19 protein-coding genes and 1 pseudogene are annotated in these 24,092 nt (G+C 59.6%); 16 read left to right on the top strand and 4 right to left on the bottom strand.

Annotated elements, in window-relative coordinates; all coding sequences use genetic code 11:
- The 4 genes from HCU66_RS11270 to HCU66_RS11255 all read left to right on the top strand — a co-directional run.
- Positions 1-2,081, top strand: a 2,081-nt coding sequence (locus HCU66_RS11270) for a glycosyltransferase (RefSeq protein WP_205888556.1), incomplete at its 5' end; no start/stop codon positions are given.
- Positions 2,082-3,341, top strand: coding sequence for a glycosyltransferase family protein (locus HCU66_RS11265; RefSeq protein WP_205888555.1), 1,260 nt, complete (start codon positions 2,082-2,084; stop codon positions 3,339-3,341).
- A gap of 22 nt (positions 3,342-3,363) precedes the next feature.
- On the top strand, positions 3,364-4,464 hold the full coding sequence (gene wecB / locus HCU66_RS11260; RefSeq protein WP_205888568.1) for a non-hydrolyzing UDP-N-acetylglucosamine 2-epimerase: 1,101 nt from the start codon (positions 3,364-3,366) through the stop codon (positions 4,462-4,464).
- Positions 4,464-5,561 carry a glycosyltransferase family protein gene (locus HCU66_RS11255; RefSeq protein WP_205888554.1) on the top strand — a complete coding sequence of 366 codons (1,098 nt, stop codon included), beginning with the start codon at positions 4,464-4,466 and terminating at the stop codon, positions 5,559-5,561. Before wecB ends, HCU66_RS11255 begins: the two co-directional genes overlap by 1 nt.
- 186 nt (positions 5,562-5,747) lie before the next feature.
- Here HCU66_RS11255 and HCU66_RS11250 read toward each other — a convergent pair.
- A pseudogene (locus HCU66_RS11250) lies at positions 5,748-5,868 on the bottom strand (AAA family ATPase); the annotation flags it as partial.
- A 419-nt stretch (positions 5,869-6,287) separates the two neighbouring features.
- On the opposite strand from HCU66_RS11250, the gene HCU66_RS11245 reads away from it, so the two are divergent.
- The 6 genes from HCU66_RS11245 to HCU66_RS11220 all read left to right on the top strand — a co-directional run bounded on the left by HCU66_RS11245 (position 6,288) and on the right by HCU66_RS11220 (position 12,636).
- Entirely contained in the window at positions 6,288-8,282 is a 1,995-nt protein-coding gene (locus tag HCU66_RS11245) for a polysaccharide biosynthesis protein (protein WP_205888553.1), read from the top strand.
- 113 nt (positions 8,283-8,395) lie between these two features.
- Complete coding sequence (locus HCU66_RS11240; protein ID WP_205888552.1) at positions 8,396-8,731, top strand: ComEA family DNA-binding protein; 336 nt, start codon at positions 8,396-8,398, stop codon at positions 8,729-8,731.
- 203 nt (positions 8,732-8,934) lie between these two features.
- Positions 8,935-9,729 carry an SDR family NAD(P)-dependent oxidoreductase gene (locus HCU66_RS11235; RefSeq protein ID WP_205888551.1) on the top strand — a complete coding sequence of 265 codons (795 nt, stop codon included), beginning with the start codon at positions 8,935-8,937 and terminating at the stop codon, positions 9,727-9,729.
- A 32-nt stretch (positions 9,730-9,761) separates the two neighbouring features.
- Positions 9,762-11,036 carry a beta-ketoacyl-ACP synthase II gene (gene fabF / locus HCU66_RS11230; protein WP_205888550.1) on the top strand — a complete coding sequence of 425 codons (1,275 nt, stop codon included), beginning with the start codon at positions 9,762-9,764 and terminating at the stop codon, positions 11,034-11,036.
- A 78-nt stretch (positions 11,037-11,114) separates the two neighbouring features.
- Positions 11,115-11,768 carry a GntR family transcriptional regulator gene (locus tag HCU66_RS11225; protein WP_205888549.1) on the top strand — a complete coding sequence of 218 codons (654 nt, stop codon included), beginning with the start codon at positions 11,115-11,117 and terminating at the stop codon, positions 11,766-11,768.
- A 16-nt stretch (positions 11,769-11,784) separates the two neighbouring features.
- Positions 11,785-12,636, top strand: coding sequence for an urea carboxylase-associated family protein (locus HCU66_RS11220; protein ID WP_205888548.1), 852 nt, complete (start codon positions 11,785-11,787; stop codon positions 12,634-12,636).
- A gap of 125 nt (positions 12,637-12,761) precedes the next feature.
- On the opposite strand, the gene HCU66_RS11215 is transcribed toward HCU66_RS11220, so the two are convergent.
- The gene (locus HCU66_RS11215; RefSeq protein WP_205888547.1) at positions 12,762-12,929 is read right to left on the bottom strand and encodes a DUF2897 family protein; all 168 of its coding nucleotides are present in this window, start codon (positions 12,927-12,929) and stop codon (positions 12,762-12,764) included.
- A gap of 130 nt (positions 12,930-13,059) precedes the next feature.
- On the bottom strand, positions 13,060-14,424 hold the full coding sequence (gene eat, locus HCU66_RS11210; protein WP_205888546.1) for an ethanolamine permease: 1,365 nt from the start codon (positions 14,422-14,424) through the stop codon (positions 13,060-13,062).
- Between the two features lie 317 nt (positions 14,425-14,741).
- On the opposite strand from eat, the gene kdpF reads away from it, so the two are divergent.
- From kdpF to HCU66_RS11180, 6 genes are all read left to right on the top strand, one after another.
- On the top strand, positions 14,742-14,831 hold the full coding sequence (gene kdpF / locus HCU66_RS11205) for a K(+)-transporting ATPase subunit F (RefSeq protein ID WP_007899818.1): 90 nt from the start codon (positions 14,742-14,744) through the stop codon (positions 14,829-14,831).
- A gap of 8 nt (positions 14,832-14,839) precedes the next feature.
- The gene (kdpA, locus tag HCU66_RS11200) at positions 14,840-16,534 is read left to right on the top strand and encodes a potassium-transporting ATPase subunit KdpA (protein WP_205888545.1); all 1,695 of its coding nucleotides are present in this window, start codon (positions 14,840-14,842) and stop codon (positions 16,532-16,534) included.
- 10 nt (positions 16,535-16,544) lie between these two features.
- Positions 16,545-18,602, top strand: coding sequence for a potassium-transporting ATPase subunit KdpB (gene kdpB, locus HCU66_RS11195; RefSeq protein ID WP_205888544.1), 2,058 nt, complete (start codon positions 16,545-16,547; stop codon positions 18,600-18,602).
- Positions 18,603-18,657: 55 nt separating this feature from the next.
- The gene (gene kdpC / locus HCU66_RS11190; protein ID WP_205888543.1) at positions 18,658-19,203 is read left to right on the top strand and encodes a potassium-transporting ATPase subunit KdpC; all 546 of its coding nucleotides are present in this window, start codon (positions 18,658-18,660) and stop codon (positions 19,201-19,203) included.
- Positions 19,204-19,358: 155 nt separating this feature from the next.
- Positions 19,359-22,010, top strand: a complete 2,652-nt coding sequence (locus tag HCU66_RS11185) for a sensor histidine kinase (protein ID WP_205888542.1) — start codon at positions 19,359-19,361, stop codon at positions 22,008-22,010.
- A gap of 48 nt (positions 22,011-22,058) precedes the next feature.
- The gene (locus HCU66_RS11180) at positions 22,059-22,766 is read left to right on the top strand and encodes a response regulator (protein WP_205888541.1); all 708 of its coding nucleotides are present in this window, start codon (positions 22,059-22,061) and stop codon (positions 22,764-22,766) included.
- Positions 22,767-22,894: 128 nt separating this feature from the next.
- On the opposite strand, the gene HCU66_RS11175 is transcribed toward HCU66_RS11180, so the two are convergent.
- The gene (locus tag HCU66_RS11175; RefSeq protein WP_205888540.1) at positions 22,895-23,944 is read right to left on the bottom strand and encodes a patatin-like phospholipase family protein; all 1,050 of its coding nucleotides are present in this window, start codon (positions 23,942-23,944) and stop codon (positions 22,895-22,897) included.
- Between the last annotated feature and the right edge of the window lie 148 nt (positions 23,945-24,092).

The raw sequence follows: 24,092 nt of genomic DNA, 5'->3' as shown, positions 1-24,092 counted from the left end.
TCTTCAGTGCTGTTCTTTACGAGAAGGAAGAGCGGCTTGCCGTGCAGAAAGCCGGTATCGTCATCGTTGTAACAGAAGCGATGAAGAACTATCTTCAGCAGAAGTTTCGAGGGGCACTGAAAGCACGTTCGGTTTCTTTTCCGATCTTCCCTCGCTTCACCCCGACACACGCAACCCGTCCGCTTATCGATGGCAAGCCGGTTGTGGTTTATGCAGGTGGCCTGCACAAGTGGCAGCAGGTTCCGAAGATGATTGATGCAATCGTCCGGACTGCCGATCAGTGCAACCATCGCTTTTATTGCCCGGAGCCTCAGATTGTCAAAGACATGCTGCCGGCAGAGTTGCTGGGGGCTGTGACTGTCGAGGGTAAAACCCACGCTGAACTGATGACGCTTTATCCGCAATGCCACTACGGTTTCATCCTTCGGGAAGACATTATCGTCAACCGTGCGGCCTGCCCGACGAAGCTCGTTGAATACCTTGCAATGGGTATCGTGCCTATCGTCGACTGCGAAGACATTGGTGATTTCAAAACGTTGGGGATGCGCTACATCACTCTGGAGAATTTCCTTGCCGGGAATTTGCCTGATGAAGCAGAGCGTGTGGCGTTGGCAGAAGCGAACCTTTCGGTGTACGAGCGATTGAAGGAAGTGCGCCAGACGGGTGCCGACCAGATTTTTGCCTATTTCACTCCGCCGGTTCGTAACACGTGCAAGCTGAATATGCGAAAGGTAAATGTGCGCCAGTTCGTTGCCGACATCGCGCGGCGCGTGCTGCCTGCGGGCACCCTCCAGGGGCGTGCTGCACGCAAGGTCTGGCGCGTTTTGCGTCCAGTGCTGGGAAAGTCACGACCGCTGGTCCAGACAGTAGACGTTAACCCTGCGTACGACGTTGCGCATGAAACTCTGCCGACCTGCGACGTCCTGGTTCAAGTTGATAACTTTGAGGCTGGCGGTCTGGAAAATGTTGTACTTGATCTGAATGAGACAATGATCAAGGCCGGGCTGCGTGTTGTGCTGCTTGTTCAGGGTACTCAGGGCGCTGCGGTCCAGCGGGCTCGCGATGCAGGGCAGTTGGTGGTGTGCCGTCCTTACTCGACGCAATCCCATGGTGAGTTGATCGACAAGTTGCAACCCAAACTTGTATTGGCTCATTACTCGTTTAGTGGCGCAGATGTCTACCGCGAAAAAGGCATCGGGTTTGTGCAGGTCATCCACAACATTTACATGTGGTTCAACGATCAGCAGCGTCAGGAGTTTGCTTCGGTAGCGCAGAAGACAAGTGCCTTGGTGGCGGTATCGCAGCAAGTGAAGGATTACAGCGTTGCTCGTCTGGGCGTTCCCGCACAGAGCTGCGTTGTCATTCCCAGCGGCATTGACTTCAAGCCATTCGACGAACTGGATCGGGACGCCGCCCGTGCTCGCTTGCGTGCGCAGTATGGTATTGCCGACGATGAATTTGCATTCATTGACATCGGGTCGATCAATCATCAGAAAAATCATCTGGGCGCCATCAAGGCGTTCGAGATTGCGGCACGCTCGAGTGACAAGCTTCGCCTGCTCATTCTCGGACCGGTCTACGAGCCGCAGTTGCTCGCCGAGATGGTCGCTTATGTCGAGGCGCATGGTTTGCAGGATCGCGTGACATATTGCGGTTCTGCGACCAACGTTCATGAATACCTGGCCATGGCTGATGCTTTTACCTCAGCGACCTTTTTCGAAGGTGGGCCACTGACTTTGCTTGAGGCGATCAAGGCTAATATCCCGGTTGCCATGTCCAACGTTGGTTCTGCGTCACACTTTGCAAAGCATGCTGGTATTGAACTCGTCGATCCTGTTTATGACATGACGCAATTCACCGGTAGCGTTACCGAAATGCGCTCCAACGCGCAGTTTGAGCAGCGTCTGGCCGAAGCCATGTTGCGTGCCTTGAATAATGGCGTTCGTCCGCAACTCTCGGAAAGTGAACTTGGAGGACTCGACAAGGAGCGCACTTATCAAAGTTACGTGAACCTCGTCCAGCAACTGATCCGTGGCCAAACACTCCAGGTGAGTGAACCTCTTGCGCTGAAGCTCGGTTAAATGGCCAATCGTTCACGTATTTCAGTGCACTCACTGGCTCGCCGTTGTTTCTGGTTGTTGCCGGCTACCTTGCGTAACCGGCTGCACGGTGTTCGGCATGCGATTGTTCGCTGGCTGCGCAGCCGTAGCGGGCGCACTTCGATTCGCGCCGGAGATCTGACAGGCGCCGAGTTTCAGAGTCAGGTGCTGAACGCGGCCAGTTATCGCTTTGTCATCATTTTCGAAGCGAATGTCGATTGGGGAATAACGCTGTTTCAGCGTCCTCATCACATGGCAATGGCGCTGGGTCGTCTCAACTGTCTGGTTGTTTTTCAGACAACGGGTGATGACGTCCTGGGTTTCAGGCAAGTCGCCGAGAATGTATGGATCGCCAATGATGCGGCCGTGAATGCCATTCCCGATGCGGTGCGTTGCTTCTACAGCACTTCGCTTTTGGCCACTCGTGAGGCTATGGCGGCCGCGCGTACTCGGGGCCGGGTGGTCTACGAGTACATCGACCATATAGACGCCTCGATTTCCGGTGGCAAGGGCGCCATCCGTCGATTGCTTGATCTGAAAGCTGCAGCATTTGAAGGGGAGGCTGATGTCATCGTGTCCTCGGCTACGGCGCTACACAACGAAGCGTTGGCAGAGTGTGGGGACAGGCGTTGTGTCTGCGTCCCGAACGGCGTAGACGTTAGTCATTATCGTGCGTCTCAGGAACCAGGCTCCACTGTTCCCCAGGCACTTGCCGAATTCAGAGGCCGTTACAAACAAGTAGTCGGTTACTTTGGTGCCATCGCCCCCTGGCTCTGGTACGAGGTGATCGAGCAGGTTTGTTCGGGGATGCCGGATGTGGGGTTCGTGTTTATCGGGCCAGACTATAGCGGTTGCGTCCCGTTGTTGCCGCAGCGCGCGAATGTGCTTTATCTTGGTCCGGTCAACTATGCCCAGTTACCTGCGTCCGCCCGCTTGTTTGACGCCTGCTTCATTCCGTTCAAGCCGGGCGATGTTGCGCGATCTACATCTCCTCTGAAACTTTATGAGTACTTTGCGCTTGAGAAGCCGGTTGTTGTGACTGCCGATATGAACGAGTGCACGGTTTATCCAGAGGTTTTCTCCGGTGGCGACGCTGCCGGGCTCACCGCGGCGATCCGCCAAGCCCTCAATGCCTGCAATGACCAGGCGTATCCTGAGCGGCTACGTACCTTGGCTGATCAGAACAGCTGGGACGTCAGAGCGGCTGTCTATGCAGAAAAGCTCCAAAGTCTCGAAAGCTAATAACTAATTTGTGGGAACTCTTGTGAAACGAAAAATACTGTGCGTTGTTGGGACTCGTCCGGAAGCGATCAAAATGGCCCCGGTCATTCTGGCGTTGAAAAATGAGCCTTGGGCGGATGTGCGGGTGCTCGCCACAGCCCAGCATCGCCATATGCTTGACCAGGTCATGAGTTTTTTCGGTATTGAACAAGATATCGATCTGAACATCATGCGCCCAAACCAGGCCCTGACCACGTTGACTGCGCGCCTGTTGCTGGAAATGGATGATGTACTGAGCGCCGAGAAGCCGGAGATCGTTCTGGTTCAGGGTGATACAACGACTGTAATGACCGTTGCCCTTGCCTGTTTCTATCACAGAATCCCTATTGGTCACGTAGAGGCCGGGCTTCGCACCTGGGATATGCAGAACCCATTCCCGGAAGAAGCCAACCGCGTCATTGCCGGCAAACTTGCCCGCTGGCACTTTGCGCCGACCGAAGGCTCCCGGCAGAACCTGTTGCGTGAAGGCGTTCCAGACGCCGACATCATTGTCACCGGCAATACTGTGATCGATGCACTGCTCATGACGGCTGCCAAGGATCTGGAACTGGGGATTGAACTTGATCCAGGCAAGCGGCTGGTACTTGTGACCTCGCACCGCCGTGAAAACTTCGGTGAACCGTTCCTCAATATTTGCCGTGCGTTGCGCACCTTGGCCGAAAACAATCCGGACGTTCAGTTCCTGTATCCGGTGCATCCAAACCCTAACGTCAAGGATGTTGCTCACGAACTGCTTGGCCCGGTTGCCAATTTCGTACTGTGCGATCCACTGGAATACGCACCTTTCGTGGCGGCCATGAAGCGTGCCTATCTGATTCTGACCGACTCCGGTGGTGTGCAGGAAGAAGCGCCTGCATTGGGTAAACCGGTTCTGGTGCTGCGTGAAGAAACCGAGCGTCCGGAAGCAGTGGAGCACGGGGTCGTCAAACTGGTTGGTTCCAACTACGACGCAATCGTGAATGAAGCTCAACGCTTGCTGGACGACGAGACGGCCTATCGCGAGATGGCCCGTGGCGTTTCTCCTTACGGTGATGGGCATGGCGCAGAGCGCATCGTCAACGCGCTGCGAGAGTACTTCAACTGATGAGTTTGATTTATTTGTCGCCTGTTCCGTGGGCGAGTTTTTCTCAGCGCCCTCACAAATTTGTCGAGTGGTTTCACCGGCGCACCGGGCGACAAGTAATCTGGATCGAACCCTATCCAACGCGATTTCCCAAACTGAGCGATTTGAAGCGCTCAGGGACGAACCAGCAGGCTCAGGTCAACGTGCCGCAATGGCTGAAATTGCTGTCGCCACGTGCGCTTCCCATTGAACCGCTTCCTGGATCCGGATGGTTGAACAGCGGCCTTTGGGGGCCGCTGATCAACGAGGCGAAGCAGCAAGTGGGCAAGCAAGAGCCTCTGATCGTTGTTGGAAAACCTTCAGTTTTAGCGTTGAAGGTCTTAAAGTCCTTCAATCCCAAGCATTCTATCTACGATGCAATGGATGACTTTCCGGCGTTCTACACCGGGTTTTCTCGGGTGGCAATGGCGCGTCGGGAGCGCCAACTGGTCCAATCCGTGGAAAAGCTCTGGGTCTCGAGCACCGCTTTGAAAAACCGTTGGTCGCAAGAAAAGGCAAGCATCTCTTTCGTCCCGAACGCGCTTGATGATGCTTTGCTGCCCCCTCCACGCAACGTTGGCGCAGAGCGGGAGCGAAAGGTTCTCGGCTACGTCGGGACGGTTGGGGCATGGTTTGACTGGGACTGGATTCGAACACTGGCCAGGCTTCGTTCGGGCGACGTCATTCGCATTATCGGTCCAGTGTTTTCGCCGGCGCCTTTTGAGTTGCCTGCGAATATCGAAATGTTGCCACCTTGCGCTCACGATATTGCCCTGTCAGCGATGTGTGAGTTTGATGTCGGACTCATTCCCTTCAAAAAAAGTGAGCTGACCATTTCCGTCGACCCGATCAAATACTATGAATACCGGGCACTTGGCTTGCCGGTCGTTTCAACGGATTTCGGAGAGATGAAATTTCGCGAAGAAGCGGCAGGGACATTTATCAGCAAGTCGCCTAGCGATATCGGTGATAAGGTCGTCGCGGCAATGGCATATCGGGATTCCTGCGGAAGCAGCATTGCGTTTATCGCTGATAATACTTGGGCCAGCCGCTTTGAATGCGCGGATATTGAACTTTAGTTGTTTTGATTCTTGGATGTCGGCGCTGATTGAAAACTGACCCACCCTGCCGATTGAAAATTGACCCAGGGCGGATTGCTGATTTTTGCATCAGCAATTGTGGATAAGCTTAGCAGTCGTGTCCCGGTGGAAGAGGCATCAAGCCCCACCGCATGTATTCACGCGGCAGGGTATTTTCGGTGCAGATCAAAACGGCTCATCGTCCTCGGCACCACCATCGTCTTTGCGCTTTCGTTCACGTGATTTGATCTTTGTCTGGGCGACCAAGCTGCTGTGTTGCAGGCGAGTAGGACTCGTTGCCTGTTTCGTATGCGATCCATGAACCCCACCTACCTAAGGATGGGTTTATGGAGCGCATATCCACATTCAGCCTTTGATGTACGATCCTGTGCTCCCGTCTATTTCAGGAGCCCGCAGCCGTGATGAGACCTGACTTTGGCGTTAAGGGGAATCCTGAGCTGCTGGCTTCTGGGGGGAGGGGCACTGCATCGGGCGTCAGGGGGGAGCGCAATAGAATGTGTGCTGGAGAGCGCTTACAGTGCAGTCGTCGCATTGATAGCTTATATTTACACATCGCTAATGCCGGTAGGTGCCTCGAAGGCGCGTTGGAGACCAGATCTGCCCAGCGTTAATTTGGTATTCGAAAGTTCTTGGGAAAGATTCCCGCTTGCTTCTCACTGCAGTTGCAGGTCTTTGAGTAGGATCAAACCTCATCGGTTGAGATTTATGGATAAATTACGCACCATTTTGCTGAATTTGCCTCGTCGACAGAAACGATTGATACAAATCGCGACGGATATCTTTTTGGTATGGGCCTCGCTATGGCTTGCCTTCATCGTTCGTCTTGGCGTAGAGGACATGTACAACCCCTTGAAGGTTCATTTCTGGCTCTTCGCCTGCGCGCCTGTGATAGCCATTCCCTTATTCATCCGCTTCGGCATGTACAGAGCAGTTATGCGCTATTTTGGCAACGATGCCCTGATAGCTATCATTAAGGCTGTCAGCCTCTCATCGTTGATCCTGGCACTCGTCGTCTACTGGTACAGCAACCACCAAACCGTCGTCCCGCGCTCCATCATCTTCAACTACTGGTGGCTAAGCCTCGTCATCATCGGCGGCCTACGCCTGTGCATGCGCCAGTACTTCATGGGCGACTGGTTCACCGCCGCCCAGCACGTACCGTTCACCAGCCGCGACGACGGCCTGACCAAAGTCGCGATCTACGGTGCGGGCGTGGCAGGCAATCAATTGGTTGCTGCGCTGCGCATGGGCCGGGTGATGCGCCCTGTGGCATTCATCGACGACGACCCAAGCATCTCCGATCGCTCTATCTCAGGCCTTCAGGTCTACAAACCCAAACACATTCAACAGATGATCGACGTCACCGGTGCCCAGGAAATCCTTCTGGCCCTACCGTCATCTACTCGCGCACGACGTCGGGAAATTCTCAATCTGTTGGAGGCTTTTCCGCTTCATGTACGAAGCGTTCCGAACTTCACCGACCTGGCCAGCGGTCGGGTCAAGGTTGAAGACATCCAGGAAGTGGATATTGCGGACTTGCTGGGTCGTGATGCCGTGCCAGCCCAGGCTGATTTGCTTGAGCGCTGTATCAAGGGCAAGACCGTGATGGTCACCGGTGCCGGCGGATCGATCGGTTCGGAGTTGTGTCGGCAGATCTTTTCGCTGGGCCCGACCACGCTTTTGCTGTTTGAGCACAGTGAGTTCAACCTCTACAGCATTCTGTCGGAACTGGAGCAGCGCGCCAGCCGTGAGTCGGTGTCGGTCAAGTTGCTGCCCATTCTCGGCTCCATCCGGCATCCGCATAAACTGCTCGATGTGATGAAGACCTGGGGGGTGGACACTGTCTACCACGCTGCCGCTTACAAGCATGTGCCGATGGTCGAGCACAACATTGCCGAGGGTGTGCTGAATAACGTCATCGGAACCCTGAACACCGCTCAGGCTGCCTTGCAGTCGGGTGTCGCCAACTTCGTGCTGATCTCCACCGACAAGGCCGTACGGCCGACTAACATCATGGGCAGCACCAAGCGTCTGGCGGAGTTGACCCTTCAGGCCCTCAGTCGGGAAATCGCCCCGGTGCTGTTTGGCGACAAGGCCAACGTGTCGCGCGTCAACAAGACCCGTTTCACCATGGTGCGTTTTGGCAATGTATTGGGATCGTCCGGTTCGGTGATCCCGCTGTTCCATAGCCAGATCAAATCCGGCGGCCCGCTGACCGTCACTCACCCGAAAATCACCCGCTACTTCATGACCATTCCCGAAGCCGCGCAGTTGGTGATTCAGGCTGGTTCCATGGGGCAGGGTGGCGATGTGTTCGTGCTCGACATGGGCGAGCCGGTGAAGATCGTCGAACTGGCGGAGAAGATGATTCATCTGTCCGGTTTGAGCATCCGGTCCGAGCGAAATCCCCAGGGCGATATTTCGATCGAGTTTACGGGGCTGCGCCCGGGAGAGAAGCTCTACGAAGAGTTGTTGATCGGGGATAATGTTGCCGCGACGCCACACCCAATGATCATGAGCGCCAACGAAGATCATCTGCCTTGGGATGTGCTCAAGGGGCGTCTGACTGAGTTGCTGCTCGCCGTCGAGCGGGATGATTACACCCGCGTGCGCCAGCTTCTGCGCGAAACCGTCAGCGGCTACACCCCCGATGGGGAAATCGTCGACTGGATCCACCAGCAACGCCGCCTCGAGCCCTGATTGTTTCACATCCTGTAACGGACACACTTTTGACAGCTCCATCACATCGCCTAAGTTTGGGAAGCAGCTTCGGAAAAGCTGCTTCTTCCAATCGATGTCATGGAGCTTCATATATGCGTACTGGCTATTTCTACTCTCTGGTTTTTGCCCTGCTCACCAGCGCCTCCATTGCGGCCATTGCTGCGCCGACGGCTGCGCCAGAGGCTGCCAAGGCACCCTTGATGCTGGACGTTGCCGCCAAGGCTCAAACCGGCAAGGTCGATCTCAATGAAGCCGATGCGCCGACGCTGCAACGCGAGTTGTCCGGTATTGGTGAGGCGAAGGCCAAGGCGATTGTTGCGTATCGTGAAAGTAATGGGCCATTTTCGTCGGTAGACGAATTGCTGGAAGTGAAAGGGATCGGCAAAGCCATTCTGGACAAGAATCGCGAGAAGCTGGAAGTGAACTAAGCTTGTAAGTCCATGGAGGCCGGTCATTGACCGGCCTTTTTGCTTATTGCCACACGGGCGATCTGACACCTTTCATCGGGATGCAAAAAATTACGGCTATCATATGGCGATCAAATTATGCCTATAATAAATTCGTCATTCGCTGAAGCGCTCTGATACTCAGGCGCTCGCCTTCCTTCTAGCATCCTCCCAGGAGCACTGTCATGAATTCTGTCCAGACCCAAGGTACGGCCCTTGTCACCGGCGCTTCTTCCGGCATCGGTGCGATTTACGCGCAGCGCTTGGCGGCACGTGGTTTTGATTTATTGCTGGTGGCCCGTGATCAGGAACGACTGGAGGCCGCGGCGAGCACGTTGCGCGCCGCGCATGGTGTTCAGGTGGAGGTGCTCAAGGCGGATCTGACGCAAAAGGATGATGTGCTGAAGCTTGAGCAGCGCCTGCGCAGCGATTCGAGCATCAGCCTGCTGGTGAACAACGCCGGTGTTGCGGCGGATGGTTTGCTCGCCAACGCGGACATGGATCAGCTGGAACGCTTGATTCAGCTGAACGTCACCACGGTGACGCGGCTGGCCTCGGCGGCGGCAGCCGGTTTTACCAAGGCCGGTCGCGGGACGATCGTCAATATTGCATCCGTGGTGGCGTTGTTTCCTGAGCGGTTCAACGCGACGTACAGCGCAAGCAAGGCTTATGTGTTGAGCCTGACTCAGTCGTTGAACGCTGAGCTGCAAGGCACCGGGGTCCAGGTGCAAGCGGTGTTGCCGGGTGTAACACGCACTGAAATCTGGGAGCGCTCCGGTATCGATGCGACCCAGATTCCGGAGGAGATGGTCATGGAGGCGGCGGAGATGGTCGACGCGGCGTTGTCGGGTCTGGATCAAGGTGAGTTGATCACTATTCCTTCGTTGCCGAATGCCTCCGAGTGGGAGGCCTTTATGGCGGCGCGTCATGCGATGGCGCCTAATCTGTCCAGAAGCACGGCCGCCTCACGTTACAAGTGAGGCCTCATGAATCGGCTTGAGGTATTTGCGCTATGAGTCATCGTCGAGTGGTGGTCACGGGCATGGGCCTGGTGTCTCCGTTGGGTAGCGGTGTCGAAGCGGTTTGGGCGCGTCTGTTGGCCGGGCGCTCCGGGTTGCGGGTACTGCCGGAGGAGGTGGTTGCCGATCTGTCGACCAAGGTCGGTGGCGCGGTGCAGTCTCTGGCCGAAGATGCCGAGGCGGGTTTCGACCCGGACCTGGCGACGCCGCCCAAAGAGCAGAAAAAGATGGACCGCTTCATTCTGTTCGCCATGGAAGCCGCGCGTCAGGCACTGGAGCAGGCCGGTTGGCAACCGCAGGACGCCAATGCCCAGGAACGCACGGCCACCATTATCGGTTCGGGCGTGGGTGGTTTCGGCGCGATTGCCGAGGCGGTGCGCACCACCGACACCCGTGGTCCGCGACGTTTGTCGCCGTTCACCATTCCTTCGTTTCTGGTCAACCTCGCGGCGGGCCATGTGTCGATCCAGCACGGTTTCAAGGGGCCTTTGGGGGCGCCGGTAACGGCGTGCGCGGCCGGGGTTCAGGCGATTGGTGACGCGGCGCGGCTGATTCGCTGTGGCGAGGCGGATATTGCGGTGTGTGGCGGTGCGGAAGCGGCGATCGATCGTGTCAGCCTCGGCGGGTTCGCGGCGGCGCGGGCCTTGTCCAGCGGTTATAACGACACCCCGGAACGCGCCTCGCGGCCGTTCGACAGTGGGCGTGACGGCTTCGTGATGGGCGAGGGCTCGGGCCTGCTGGTGATCGAATCCCTGGAGCATGCCTTGGCACGCGGGGCTCAGCCGTTGGCCGAGCTGGTCGGTTACGGCACCAGCGCTGATGCTTATCACCTGACCGCGGGGCCTGAAGATGGCAGTGGTGCGCGACGGGCGATGTCACTGGCATTGGCTCAGGCGGGCATTTCGCCGGCGCAGGTGCAGCATCTCAATGCTCATGCGACTTCGACACCGGTTGGCGATCTTGGGGAATTGGCAGCCATCAAGTCGCTGTTTGGCTCGGACAACAACATCGCGGTAACGTCGACCAAATCAGCCACCGGCCATTTGCTCGGCGCCGCGGGCGGTATCGAGGCGATCTTTACCCTGTTGGCGCTCCGTGATCAGGTGGTACCGGCCACACTCAACTTCGATAACCCGGATCCGGCGGCGCAAGGGGTGGACATCGTCCATGGCCAGGCGCGGCCGATGAACATCGACTACGCGATGTCCAACGGCTTTGGATTTGGCGGGGTGAATGCCAGCGTATTGTTCAAATACTGGGAGGACTAGTTCACGACAGGCAGGTGATGGCACGAATAGTGATTACTCATTCACTGACGATTGTTGAACAATCACGAGGCGTTGAGTATGAGCAGCGGACTGTCCCTGGCCGACCACATCACATTGGAATTGCGCGCTGACATTATCGGCGGTCGTTTGCTGCCCGGCATGGCGCTGGTGGAAAACGATCTGGTGTCGGCTTACAACGCCTCGCGAAATACCATTCGCGAGGCGTTGCACCGTCTGGGGCAGGAGGGGCTGACCCTTTATGTCCGCAACAAAGGCGTGATGGTGCGCAGGCTGGGTGTCAATGATGTGCGCGACCTGTTCAAGGTCCGGCGCACCCTGGAACTGCAAGCTATCAGCGCCAGTCAGCCATTGCGTGATGATCAGTCCGACCAAATGCTCGAGGCCCTGGAGGCCGCCGACCTGGCCCGGGAGCGCGAGGACTGGCGCGCGGTCGGTACCCACAGCCTGGCCTTTCATCAACACATCGTCGGGTTGCTGCGCAGCCCGTTGTTCGATGAGTTCTTCACCAACGTCGTCGCGCAATTGCGTCTGGTGTTTTGCACTGCTCCCGATGAATCACGTTTTCAGGCGCCCTGGCTGGCCCGCGACCGGCAGATCCATGACTTGCTGGCCGACGGCGACAAGCGTGCGGCCGGGGACGCCATGAGCCTTTATCTCGACGACTCCGAACACCTCCTGTTGCAGATGCTTGCCCCTTCATCCCATCACTGATCGAGGATTTTGTGCCATGTACAAAGACTATCCGGCGGCCTATCAAGTCAGCAAAGGCTCGGCCTTGCAGGTGGACACAGCCTTTTACGAACGGATCCGCGACCAGAAAGAGGGGCGCACGCTGATCGAGCAGTTCGAAGTGCCGATCCGCACCGGCCGCGCCTGGAATGTGCCGGCCGGGCATGTGTTCAGGGTCACGACCCCGGTCGGCCCGCAAGTCGGGGATTTCAATGTCTGGAATGCCCACGATCCACGCGAGCGCTTGTGGGCGGCGCGGACCCGGCAGTTGCAGGGCGCTCATGTCAGCACCCATGACCGGCTCTGGTCGAACCTGCCTTTTTTACGGCCGCTGGTGACCATTACCGACGATAGCCTGGCCGGTTATGGCATCGATGAACACGGCGGGCGTTTGCACGATTTGCTGGGAACGCGCTGCGATCCTTACGTGAACAAAATGCTCACCGGTGAAGACTTCCATCATCACTGTCACTCCAACCTGACTCGCGCGGTGTTGCCCCATGGCCTGACTGAGTTTGACGTGCATGATGTGCTGAATATCTTCCAGTGCACCGGCCTGAACCACGACGACCTGTACTTCATGAAAGCCTGCCCGGCGCGGAAGGGGGATTACCTGGAGTTCTTTGCCGAGATTGATTTGCTGTGTGCGCTATCGACCTGCCCGGGTGGCGATCTGTCGCTTGCCATGTGGGGGCCGGACGCGCAGGACCCGTTGAGTGTGTGTCGCCCTCTGGGGGTGGAGATTTACCGGTTGGAGGATTCGCTGCTCGAGGGGTGGAGCCAGCCGGAGCGTGCGGCTTATAAAGGGCAGCATGGCTTGCATATCGCCAAGGCTGATTGGGAAAAATAAAGGGGTTTGAGCGACGAAAATCCTGTAGGAGCGTGGCTTGCCCGCGAAGAATGCGCCGCGGTTTTTCAGGTATTACGCGTCATCGTTCTTCGCGGGCAAGCCACGCTTCTATAGGTGCTGCGCGGTCAGCGGTCCTGCGCATCCTTGGCGTCCGCTTGCGCATTGCGTTCGGCCACGCGTTTACGTTGCTCTTCAGTCAATTCAACCTTGTGGGCGGTGTCGCGCAGCAACAGCAAACCGCCAACGATCGAGCCGATGGCAAGGATCAGAATCAACCAGGCATACCAAGGCATAGGAATTTCTCCTTAAGGGCAGGATCGGTGGGCGAGGTTTTCGCCGACCGATCCTGCATACCACTTTTGAGCGATGAAATTTCGCAGTGGTTCCATTCTATGCCTGATTTGACAGCAACATTGCGGCTGTTTAGAGCCCGGTCAACATCGCATCCGCCGGCGCATCGGCACGCAATTGCGCCGTCAGCATGAAGTACACGAAACCCACCGCCATGAAGCCGAGGAAGATCAACCCGATCAACGCGTTGAACCACGCCATCGCCACCAGGCAAACCACCGCCAGCAGCAGCGCAATGAAGGGCACCAACGGGTAGCAGGGCGCGCGGAAGGTGCGTTCCAGGTTCGGCTCGGTTTTACGCAGTTTGAACAGGCTGAGCATGCTCATGATGTACATCACGATCGCGCCGAATACCGCCATGGTGATCATCGCCGCTGTCAGCGTCATGCCGCCGAGGTTGATCAAACCGTCGCTGTAAATTGCCGCGATACCGATCACGCCACCGGCGATGATCGCCCGGTGCGGTGTCTGGAAGCGCGACAGTTTGGCCAGCGATGCCGGCAGGTAACCGGCCCGGGCCAGCGCAAAGAACTGCCGCGAGTAGCCGAGGATGATCCCGTGGAAACTCGCCACCAGGCCGAACAGGCCGATCCACACCAGCATGTGCAACCAGCCGGAGCTTTTGCCGACCACGGCTTTCATGGCTTGGGGCAGCGGATCGTTGATGTTCGACAGGGTGCGCCAGTCGCCAACGCCGCCGGCAAAGAACATCACGCCCATGGCCAGCAGCACCAGCGTCAGGATGCCGCTGATGTAGGCCTTGGGGATCGTGCGTTTCGGGTCCTTGGCTTCTTCGGCGGCCATGGCCGCGCCTTCGATGGCCAGGAAGAACCAGATGGCAAATGGAATGGCCGCGAACATCCCGGCAATCGCCGGCGCACCGAACACCTCGGAACCGGCCCAGCCATTGAGCGCGAAATTGCTGAAGCTGAACGCCGGGGCGACAACGCCCATGAACACCAGCAGTTCAGCGACCGCCAATACGCAGACCACCAGTTCGAACGTCGCGGCCAGTTTCACGCCGAGGATGTTCAGGCCCATGAATACGATGTAGGCGCCGACTGCCGCGTGTTTCGGGTCGAGGGCCGGAAACTGCACGTTCAGATAGGCGCCGATCGCCAGGGCAATCGCCGGTGGGGCGAAGACGAATTCGATCAGCGTCGCCAGCCCGGCGATCAACCCACCTTTCTCGCCAAAGGCACGGCGGCTGTAGGCAAAGGGACCGCCGGCATGGGGAATCGCGGTGGTCAGCTCGGTGAAACTGAAAATGAAGCAGGTGTACATCGCGGCGACCATAAATGAGGTCACCAGAAAGCCCAGCGTACCAGCCACGCCCCAGCCGTAACTCCAGCCGAAGTACTCACCGGAAATCACCAGCCCGACCGCGATTCCCCACAGGTGCAGCGTGCCCAGCGTGGGTTTGAGTTGTGTGTTCATGCGTTGCTCCCTGAACGGTTTGGAAAGATCAGGGGGAGGGCGTTGGCAGCGGGCGTGCCAGTGTTGTGATGGCAGTCGTAAAGCGCGAGAAGGTGTCGTATCGGGGATGTTCGGCGCAGGATGGGCGCTTTTTGTGCGCCAGTTGGGGGCGTGGGTGCCTGTTCTGCCGTCTTCGCGGGCACCACTGTAACCCCGGCACCAACCCACTCTTTACGCTTTATTTATGCCCCGCCACTCCCCTCGATCTCGCGCCTTTACAGCCTCCCTGTCGACAATCCCTCCACACGCGGCAATACGCCGTAACACGGAGAACTTCCATGAGCGTTCTGGACGGAGTGTCACTGCTATTGGCAGTGGGGCTGTTCATTTATCTGTTGGTTGCGCTGTTGCGCGCGGACCGGAACTAGGAGCGGCTATGCACAGTTATGACTATTGGCTGATCCTCGCCTTCTTCGCCGTGGTGCTGATTCCGGCACCGTTTCTGGGGCGCTTCTACTACAAGGTGATGGAAGGGCAGCGCACCTGGCTTTCGCCGATCCTCGGGCCGGTGGAGCGTGGCTGTTATCGGGTGGCCGGCGTTGATCCGCAGGCCGAACAGAGCTGGCAGAAGTACACCCTGGCCTTGCTCGCCTTCAACCTCGCGGGTTTTTTGCTGTTGTTCGCGATTTTGCTGTTCCAGGATCACTTGCCGCTGAATCCGCAAAACCTGCCGGGTCAGGAGTGGACGCAAGCGTTCAATACCGCCGTCAGCTTCATGACCAACACCAACTGGCAGTCCTACAGCGGCGAAGCGACCCTCAGCTACCTGAGCCAGATGGTCGGCCTCACCGTGCAGAACTTCGTCAGCGCCGCCACGGGTCTGGCGGTGCTGGTCGCCCTTTGCCGTGGCATCGGTCGCAAGTCCACCAAAACCCTGGGCAATTTCTGGGTCGACATGACCCGCGCCACCCTCTACGGCCTGCTGCCACTGTGCTTGCTGCTGGCGCTGTACCTGGTGTGGCAGGGTGTGCCGCAAACCTTCGCGCAGTATGTGAATGCGGTGACTCTGCAGGGCGTCGATCAGGTGATCCCGCTCGGCCCGGCCGCCAGCCAGATTGCGATCAAGCAATTGGGCACCAACGGCGGTGGCTTCTTCGGCGTCAACTCGGCGCATCCGTTCGAGAACCCGACGGCCTGGAGCAACCTGTTCGAAGTCGCCTCGATCATTCTGATCCCGGTGGCGCTGGTGTTCACCTTCGGCCATTACGTGAAAGACCTGCGTCAGAGCCGCGCGATCATCGCCTGCATGCTGGCACTGTTTTTGATCGGCGGCGCGACGTCGCTGTGGGCTGAATACCAACCCAATCCGACCCTGGCCAACGTCGCCGTCGAACAGACTGCACCGCTGGAAGGCAAGGAAGCGCGTTTCGGTACCACCGCCACCGTGCTGTGGTCAGTGACTACCACAGCGGCATCCAACGGTTCGGTCAACGGCATGCACGACAGCCTCAACCCGCTGAGCGGCATGGTCGCGATGATCAACATGATGGTCGGCGAAGTGATCTTCGGCGGCGTGGGAGCCGGGCTCTACGGCATGTTGCTCAACGTACTGATTGCGGTGTTCCTCGCCGGGCTGATGATCGGCCGCACCCCGGAATACCTCGGCAAAAAACTGCAAGCCCGGGAAGTCCAACTGCTGGTGGTGACCTTGCTGGTGATGCCGGTGGGCGTGCTGGTGCTCGGCGCGATTGCCGCCAGCCTGCCAGGCCCGGTGGCGGCGGTGAGCAACCCTGGTGCTCACGGTTTCAGCCAGTTGCTCTACGCCTACACCTCGGCCAGTGCCAACAACGGTTCGGCGTTTGCTGGATTTGGGGCGAACACCGCGTTCCACAACCTGATGCTGGGGCTGGGCATGTTGATCGGGCGCTTCGGTTACATCCTTCCGGTGCTGGCCCTGGCCGGCAGCCTGGCGATGAAGAAAGCCGCGCCGATCGGCCAGAACAGCTTCCCGACCCATGGCCCGTTGTTTGTGACCCTGTTGACCGTGACCATTTTGCTGGTGGGTGGTTTGACCTTCTTGCCGACCCTGGCGCTGGGCCCGATTGCCGAACATCTGAGTTTAGGCTTCTGAGGAGCTGATGATGAATATGCCCGCAACTAAAGCCGCCGTCGTCAAGGCGCCGGAACAACCGAAAACCGCGATCTCGGCCCTCTGGCGTCCGGCGCTGGTGCAAGCCTTCGTCAAGCTCGACCCACGGCAATTGCAACGTGCGCCGGTGATGCTGGTGGTGGAACTGACCGCGATTTTGACCACTGTGCTGTGCTTCATTCCCGACAACGCTGTGCCGACTTTTGTCGCCGCGCAAATCGCGTTGTGGCTGTGGTTCACCGTGTTGTTCGCCAACTTCGCCGAAGCACTGGCCGAAGGTCGCGGCAAAGCCCGTGCCGACAGCCTCAAGGCCGGTAGCCAAGGCTTGAGTGCCCGGCGCAAAAATGCCAATGGCAGCTTTCAGGTTGTGCCGGCCACCAGCCTGCGCAAGGGTGATGTGGTGCGCGTCGAAGCGGGGGAGATGATTCCCGGTGACGGCGAGGTGATCGAAGGTATCGCGGCGGTCAACGAAGCGGCGATTACCGGTGAATCGGCGCCGGTGATTCGCGAATCCGGCGGCGACCGCTCGGCCGTCACCGGCAACACCCGACTGGTGTCCGACTGGCTGCTGGTGCGCATCACCGCCAACCCTGGCGAGTCGACCCTGGACCGCATGATCGCCCTGGTCGAAGGCGCCAAACGCCAGAAAACCCCGAACGAAGTGGCGCTGGATATCCTGCTGATCGGCCTGACCCTGATCTTCCTGCTGGTGGTGGTGACCCTGCAACCGTTCGCCCACTTCGCCAACGGCAGCCTGCCGCTGGTGTTTCTGGTGGCGTTATTGGTCACGCTGATTCCGACCACCATTGGTGGCTTGCTGTCGGCCATCGGTATCGCCGGGATGGACCGTCTGGTGCGCCTGAACGTGATCGCCAAATCCGGTCGCGCCGTGGAAGCGGCGGGGGACGTGCACGTCCTGCTGCTGGACAAGACCGGCACCATCACCTTCGGCAACCGTCGCTGCAGCGCGATCTATGCCGCGCCTGGTGTCACCGCCAAAGAGCTAGCCGAAGGTGCGTTGTTCGCTTCGCTGGCGGATGACACCGCGGAAGGCAAATCCATCGTCGACTACCTGCGCGGTCTTCACCCGCAACCTGAGCCGTCCGCTGACAAATTGACCGCTGTGCCATTCAGCGCTGAAACCCGCCTCTCTGGTGTCGACTATCAGGGCCGGGTCTATCGCAAAGGCGCGGTGGATTCGCTGCTGACCTTCGTCGGCCTGAAACGCGCCGATCTGGCCGCGCCTCTGTCCCGGGAAATCGACAAGATCGCTCAAAGTGGCGGCACGCCGTTGCTGGTCTGCGCTGACGGCAAATTGCTCGGTGTCATCCACCTCAAGGACGTGGTCAAACCCGGCATTCGCGAACGTTTCGCCGAACTGCGCAAGCTGGGGATTCGCACGGTCATGGTCACCGGCGACAACCCGCTGACCGCTGCTGCGATTGCTGCTGAAGCAGGCGTGGATGACGTACTGGCCGAAGCCACGCCGCAGAAGAAACTGGCGCGCATTCGTCACGAGCAGAACGACGGTCGGCTGGTCGCCATGTGCGGCGACGGTGCCAACGACGCCCCGGCCCTGGCCCAGGCGGACGTGGGCATGGCGATGAACGACGGCACGCAAGCGGCGCGGGAGGCGGCGAACATGGTCGACCTCGACAGCGACCCGACCAAGTTGCTGGACGTGGTGCAAATCGGCAAGGAACTGCTGGTGACCCGCGGTGCGCTGACCACCTTTTCCATCGCCAACGACGTGGCCAAATACTTCGCGATCCTGCCGGCGCTGTTCGCCTCGATCTATCCGCAACTGGGTGTGCTCAACGTTATGCACCTGAGCAGTCCGCAGAGCGCGATTGTGTCGGCGATTGTGTTCAACGCCTTGATCATTGTGGTGCTGATCCCGTTGGCGCTGCGCGGTGTACGGGTGCAGGCGGCGAGTGCGGCGGCGTTACTGCGGCGCAATCTGCTGATCTATGGACTGGGCGGGATTGTGGTGCCGTTCGTGGGGATCAAGGCTATTGACATGGTGTTGACGGCGTTGAGCTTGGTTTGACCCTGCATGGCGGTGTGACAGACACACCGCCTTCTCTGAATTCGAGGATTCTGAAATGTCCACACTGATACGTCCGGCCCTGAGTTTGCTGGTGCTAATGACGCTGATCACCGGCGTCGCCTACCCCTTGGTGGTGACCGGCGTGGCCCAGCTCGCCTTCCCGGATCAGGCCAACGGCAGCCTGGTGCGCGACGCCGATGGCAAGGTCCGTGGCTCGTCGCTGATTGCCCAGGATTTCGTCGGCGACGCCTGGTTCCATCCACGGCCATCGGCCGGTGCTTTTGCCACCGTGTCGAGCAGCGCCAGCAACCTTTCGCCCAGCAATCCGGCGCTGGCCACTCGGGTGATCGACGAAGCCAATAAACTGCAAGTGCCCGGCCAGGGGCCGGTGCCGTTGGCCTTGCTGACCACCTCCGGCAGCGGTCTGGATCCGCACTTGCCACCGGCCGCAATTGCCTATCAACTGGCGCGTGTCGCGGCGGCGCGCAATCTGCCGGTGTCTACGCTTGAGCAATTGCTCAATGCGCACATCGAACAGCCATTGGTGGGGCCGCCGGTGGTCAATGTGCTTGAGTTGAATGCGGCGCTGGAAAAGCTGTAAAGGTTAGAAGGTTAGAAGGATCGTTCCCACGCTCTGCGTGGGAATGCATCTATGGACGCTCTGCGTCCGCTTTAGCTAGGGCGCGGAGCGTCCCGGGCTGCATTCCCACGCAGAGCGTGGGAACGATCAATCCAAAACGAACAAGGCAATGACAGATGAGTGACTCCGGCCGCGCCGATGCGCTGTTAGCAGACCTGCCCCGTGATGGCCGTGGCCGCCTCAAGGTATTCCTCGGTGCCGCGCCGGGAGTGGGCAAGACCTACGCCATGCTGCAAGCCGCCCACACTCAACTGCGCCAGGGCGTGAAAGTCATGGCCGGGGTGGTCGAAACCCACGGCCGGGCCGAAACCGAAGCGCTGCTCAGTGGCTTGCCGCAGCAACCTTTGGTGCGCTCGGAATACCGTGGCGTGATGCTCGAAGAAATGGACCTCGACGGCTTGCTCGCCGCCAAACCGAAACTGGTGCTGGTCGACGAACTGGCCCACAGCAACGCCCCCGGCAGTCGTCACGCCAAACGCTGGCAAGATATCCAGGAACTGCTGGCCGCCGGCATCGACGTGTTCACCACGGTCAACGTCCAGCATCTGGAAAGTCTCAACGATCAGGTGCGCGGCATCACCGGCGTACAGGTGCGCGAAACCCTGCCGGACTGGGTGCTGCAAGAAGCCTACGAACTGCTGCTGATCGACCTGCCGCCGCGCGAGCTGCTGGAGCGTCTGCGCGACGGCAAAGTCTACGTGCCGGAGCAGGCGCGGGCGGCGATCGATGCGTTCTTCACCCAGACCAACCTCACCGCCCTGCGCGAACTGGCAATGCAAACCGCCGCCGCTCAGGTGGATAACGATCTGGCCCAGGGGTATCGCCAGTTGGGGCAAGCGGCGCCGGCCGTGCGCGGGCGTTTGCTGGTGGGCGTCGATGGCGATGCTCAGGCCGAGCGCCTGGTGCGTCACGCCAGTCGCGTCGCCCAGCGGCGGCATCTGCCGTGGAGCCTGGTGCACGTGGACAACGGCCGGGTGCGCGACGAGCAGTCGCGCCTGCGCCTGCAAAGCGCTCAGCAACTGGCCGAACGCCTCGGTGGTGAAGTGGTGTTGCTGCGCGCCGGCGAGGTGGCGAAAACGTTGATCCAGCACGCCGCTGAACGTCGTGCCAGCCTCGTGCTGGTGGGCCAGTCACGTCAGCGATTGCGTCGACGCTTGTTCGGCGGCGGTCTGGCGTCGCGCTTGCTGCGCGATGCGCGCGGGCTGGAAATCAACGTGCTCGACAGCGATCACGAACAGCATCAGCCGCGCCAACGCTCGGCGCAATCGCTGGTCTGGTTCGACTACGCCTTGGCGCTGGTGGCGACGGTGCTCGCCAGTGCCCTGGCCTGGGCGGTGTCGAGCGCCTTGCCGCTGCCGAACATTTCGCTGGTGTTCCTTGCGGCGGTGTTGCTGGTGGCGGTGCGCAGCAGCCTCGGCCCCGCACTGGCCTGCGCGGCACTGTCGTTTCTGACCTATGACTTTCTGTTCATTCCGCCGACGTTCTCCTTGCGCATCCAGCGTGAAGAAGACGTGCTGACCTTGCTGTTCTTTCTGCTGATGGCGGCTCTCACCGGCAACCTTGCGGCGCGGCAACGGCGGCAATTGCAGGCCTTGCGCGACACTCAGGAAGAAACCACCGAACTGCTCGACCTGTCGCGCAAACTCACGGCCGCCACCGACCGTCAGGCCGTGATCAGCGCCGCGGCACAACATCTCAATGGCTGGACCGACTTGAAACTGTGCCTGCTCAATCGCGATGGCCAGAGTGGCTGGAAAGTCGAAACCGGTGGGCCGCTGGAGTTTTCCGAAGCCGAACGCGCCGCCGCCGAGTGGGCCTGGCAACACGATCAACCGGCCGGCGCGGGCACCGGTACCTTGCCGTTCGGGCGTTGGTGGTGGTGGCCGTTGTCGGTGGACGACGGGCCGCTGGCGCTGCTGGGCGTGTGTGCCAAGGAAGGTCAGACCTTGAGCGGCCAGCGTCGGCGCTTGCTGACCGCACTGAGTCAACCGTTGGCCCAGGCATTGGCCCGGGCGCAACTGGCCGACGACCTTGAGGCGGCGCGCTTGCATGGTGAAACCGAACAGTTGCGCAGCGCGCTGCTGGCGTCGGTGTCCCACGATTTGCGCACGCCGTTGACCTCCATGCGCGGCAGCATCGACAGCCTGTTGGCACTGGGTGAGGCAATTCCGCTGGAAGACCGCCGCGAATTACTTGAAGGCACCCGCGATGAAGCCGAACGGCTGGATCGCTACATTCAAAACCTGCTGGACATGACGCGCCTGGGGCACGGTGCCCTGAAGCTGGCGCGGGACTGGGTGTCCCCGGCCGACATCGTTGGCAGTTCGCTCAATCGCCTGCGTGCGGTGCTGGCGTCATTGCAGGTCATTACCGACGTGCCGGCCGAACTGCCGCTGCTCTATGTGCATGCCGCGTTGATCGAACAAGCACTGGTCAATGTGCTGGAAAACGCTGCGCGTTTCTCACCGCCCCACGGGCGTCTTGAGTTGCGCGCCGGGGTCGATGACAGCGAGCTGTTTTTTTCGGTGAGCGATGAGGGGCCGGGGATTCCGCAAGAGGACCGGGCGAAGATTTTCGACATGTTCTACACCGCCGCCCGTGGCGATCGCGGCGGGCAGGGCACCGGGCTGGGGCTGGCGATCTGTCAGGGCATGGTCGGTGCCCATGGCGGGCGGATCAGCGTCGACGACGGCATCGAAGGGCGCGGCACCTGCATCACGCTGCACTTGCCATTGCAGACTCAACCGGGATTGGACAGTGAAGCCTGAGCCCGCCTGCGCTACTCTCTTGCCACCTCTTTGTATTGACGTGAATTCATGAGCCAGACCGCGACCATTTTGGTCATCGACGACGAACCGCAGATCCGCAAATTCCTGCGTATCAGCCTCACCTCTCAAGGCTATAAAGTGCTGGAGGCTGGCACCGGCACGGAAGGCCTGGCCCAGGCCGCATTGAACAAACCCGACTTGCTGGTGCTCGACCTCGGCCTGCCGGACATGGACGGCCAGCAGGTGCTGCGCGATTTTCGGGAGTGGTCGACGGTGCCGATACTGGTGCTCTCGGTGCGCGCCAGCGAAGGGCAGAAAGTCCAAGCCCTGGATGGCGGCGCCAACGACTATGTGACCAAGCCGTTCGGCATCCAGGAATTTCTCGCCCGAGTGCGCGCCTTGCTGCGTCAGGCGCCGACCGGCGAGGCCCAGGAAGCGGCGCTCAGTTTCGGTCCGCTCACCGTCGACCTGGCTTATCGCCGGGTATTGCTGGACGGCGCCGAAGTGGCGTTGACGCGCAAGGAGTACGCGGTACTGGCGCAGCTGGCGCGGCACCCGGGGCGGGTCATCACCCAGCAGCAATTGCTCAAGGACATCTGGGGGCCGACCCATACCGAGGACAGTCATTATCTGCGGATCGTGGTCGGGCACTTGCGGCAGAAACTGGCGGACGATCCGACCCAGCCACGGTTCATCGTTACCGAAGCGGGGGTGGGGTATCGGTTGTTGAGTGAAGGCAGCCTTCAGTCCTGTTGATCGTTCCCACGCTCTGCGTGGGAATGCCGCCATGGACGCTCTGCATCCGCCGTTAAAAAGTGACGTGCAGCGTCACCGGATGCATTCCCACGCGGAGCGTGGGAACGATCGTCATCTTTTTGATCTTTTTACCGCCAATCCTCATTGCGCTCATTCTCATACCGATCCAGCGTATCCCGGGCAATCTCGCGCCCCAGCGCGATCAACTCCGGTGCCTTGTAGAACTCGAAAAACCGGCATACCCGCTTGGGCACGTTGATCAAAATATCCGGCGGATACCCGGCAATCTTGTACTGCGCCAATGAGGTCTGCATCACTTCGAAACTCTGGTTGATCAGGTCCAGCAAGGACGCCGGCCCCACGTTGTCGATGATGAACGACCCGGTGGCGGACTTCGGTGCGCCGTCGCCTTCCGGGGCGGCCGCCGGCTGCTGGCCTTCGGGTTCGGCCGATTCGATCCAGGGGTTGATCTCGGCCGCTTCCGCCATCAACGCTTCCTTTTCGAGAAGCAGCAATTGTTCCGCCTGTTTGCGGCGGAAGGGCAATTTCGAGCCCAGCGAGTTGATCAGGCTGTCGAAGCGGGTCTTGAACGCCGCCGGGCGCTGGATCACCGGCAGTTGATAGTGACGCTGGTTGGTGGAGTTGAGGTTGACCGCGATGATCAGGTCGCAATGGCTCGATACCACCGGCACGATCGGCAACGGGTTGAGGATGCCGCCGTCCACCAGCATGCGGTTGCCCTGCATCACGGGGGTGAACAGGCTGGGGATCGCCGCCGAGGCGCGCATGGCCTGGTGCAGACAGCCTTCCTGGAACCAGATTTCCTGCTGGTTGGTCAGGTCCGTGGCCACGGCTGTATAGGGAATGCGCAGGTCTTCGATATTGATCTCGCCGACGATCTTGCGGATCTGTCCGAAAACCTTCTCCCCGCGAATCGCGCCCAGGCGAAAGCTGACGTCCACCAGGCGCAACACGTCGAGGTAATCCAGGCTCTCGATCCAGTCGCGATAATCGTCGAGTTTGCCGGCGGCATAGATCCCGCCGACCACTGCGCCCATGGAGCAACCGGCGATGCAGGCGATGTCGTAGCCGCGCCGTTCGATCTCTTCAATGACGCCGATATGGGCGTAGCCCCGGGCGCCACCCGAGCCCAGCACCAGTGCGACACGCTTTTTCATGGATCGACCTCTCTGACTAGGTTCAACAATGCACCCATCGAGGGGCAGGCTTCAATCGCTATGGTCGTTCGACGGGGGAGGGCGTCGTTTTTTGACACTCACGCAAGGCGAGTGGGTATCCTCGCCAGCGCTATAGTTTCCACTGCGG

Origin of the sequence: Pseudomonas frederiksbergensis (genome assembly GCF_017114915.1) — a bacterium.
Classification (GTDB): domain Bacteria; phylum Pseudomonadota; class Gammaproteobacteria; order Pseudomonadales; family Pseudomonadaceae; genus Aquipseudomonas; species Aquipseudomonas frederiksbergensis_I.
This window is presented reverse-complemented; position numbering and strand designations above follow the sequence as displayed.

Bases quoted from the DNA above. Each gene is read 5' to 3' on its own strand.
- HCU66_RS11235 (WP_205888551.1), top strand. From the start codon at position 8,935: ATGAATTCTGTCCAGACCCAAGGTACGGCCCTTGTCACCGGCGCTTCT.
- HCU66_RS11255 (WP_205888554.1), top strand. From the start codon at position 4,464: ATGAGTTTGATTTATTTGTCGCCTGTTCCGTGGGCGAGTTTTTCTCAG.
- kdpB (WP_205888544.1), top strand. From the start codon at position 16,545: ATGAATATGCCCGCAACTAAAGCCGCCGTCGTCAAGGCGCCGGAACAA.
- HCU66_RS11225 (WP_205888549.1), top strand. From the start codon at position 11,115: ATGAGCAGCGGACTGTCCCTGGCCGACCACATCACATTGGAATTGCGC.
- HCU66_RS11245 (WP_205888553.1), top strand. From the start codon at position 6,288: ATGGATAAATTACGCACCATTTTGCTGAATTTGCCTCGTCGACAGAAA.
- kdpA (WP_205888545.1), top strand. From the start codon at position 14,840: ATGCACAGTTATGACTATTGGCTGATCCTCGCCTTCTTCGCCGTGGTG.
- HCU66_RS11185 (WP_205888542.1), top strand. From the start codon at position 19,359: ATGAGTGACTCCGGCCGCGCCGATGCGCTGTTAGCAGACCTGCCCCGT.
- eat (WP_205888546.1), bottom strand. From the start codon at position 14,424: ATGAACACACAACTCAAACCCACGCTGGGCACGCTGCACCTGTGGGGA.
- fabF (WP_205888550.1), top strand. From the start codon at position 9,762: ATGAGTCATCGTCGAGTGGTGGTCACGGGCATGGGCCTGGTGTCTCCG.
- HCU66_RS11265 (WP_205888555.1), top strand. From the start codon at position 2,082: ATGGCCAATCGTTCACGTATTTCAGTGCACTCACTGGCTCGCCGTTGT.
- kdpC (WP_205888543.1), top strand. From the start codon at position 18,658: ATGTCCACACTGATACGTCCGGCCCTGAGTTTGCTGGTGCTAATGACG.
- kdpF (WP_007899818.1), top strand. From the start codon at position 14,742: ATGAGCGTTCTGGACGGAGTGTCACTGCTATTGGCAGTGGGGCTGTTC.
- HCU66_RS11220 (WP_205888548.1), top strand. From the start codon at position 11,785: ATGTACAAAGACTATCCGGCGGCCTATCAAGTCAGCAAAGGCTCGGCC.
- HCU66_RS11215 (WP_205888547.1), bottom strand. From the start codon at position 12,929: ATGCCTTGGTATGCCTGGTTGATTCTGATCCTTGCCATCGGCTCGATC.
- HCU66_RS11240 (WP_205888552.1), top strand. From the start codon at position 8,396: ATGCGTACTGGCTATTTCTACTCTCTGGTTTTTGCCCTGCTCACCAGC.
- HCU66_RS11175 (WP_205888540.1), bottom strand. From the start codon at position 23,944: ATGAAAAAGCGTGTCGCACTGGTGCTGGGCTCGGGTGGCGCCCGGGGC.
- HCU66_RS11180 (WP_205888541.1), top strand. From the start codon at position 22,059: ATGAGCCAGACCGCGACCATTTTGGTCATCGACGACGAACCGCAGATC.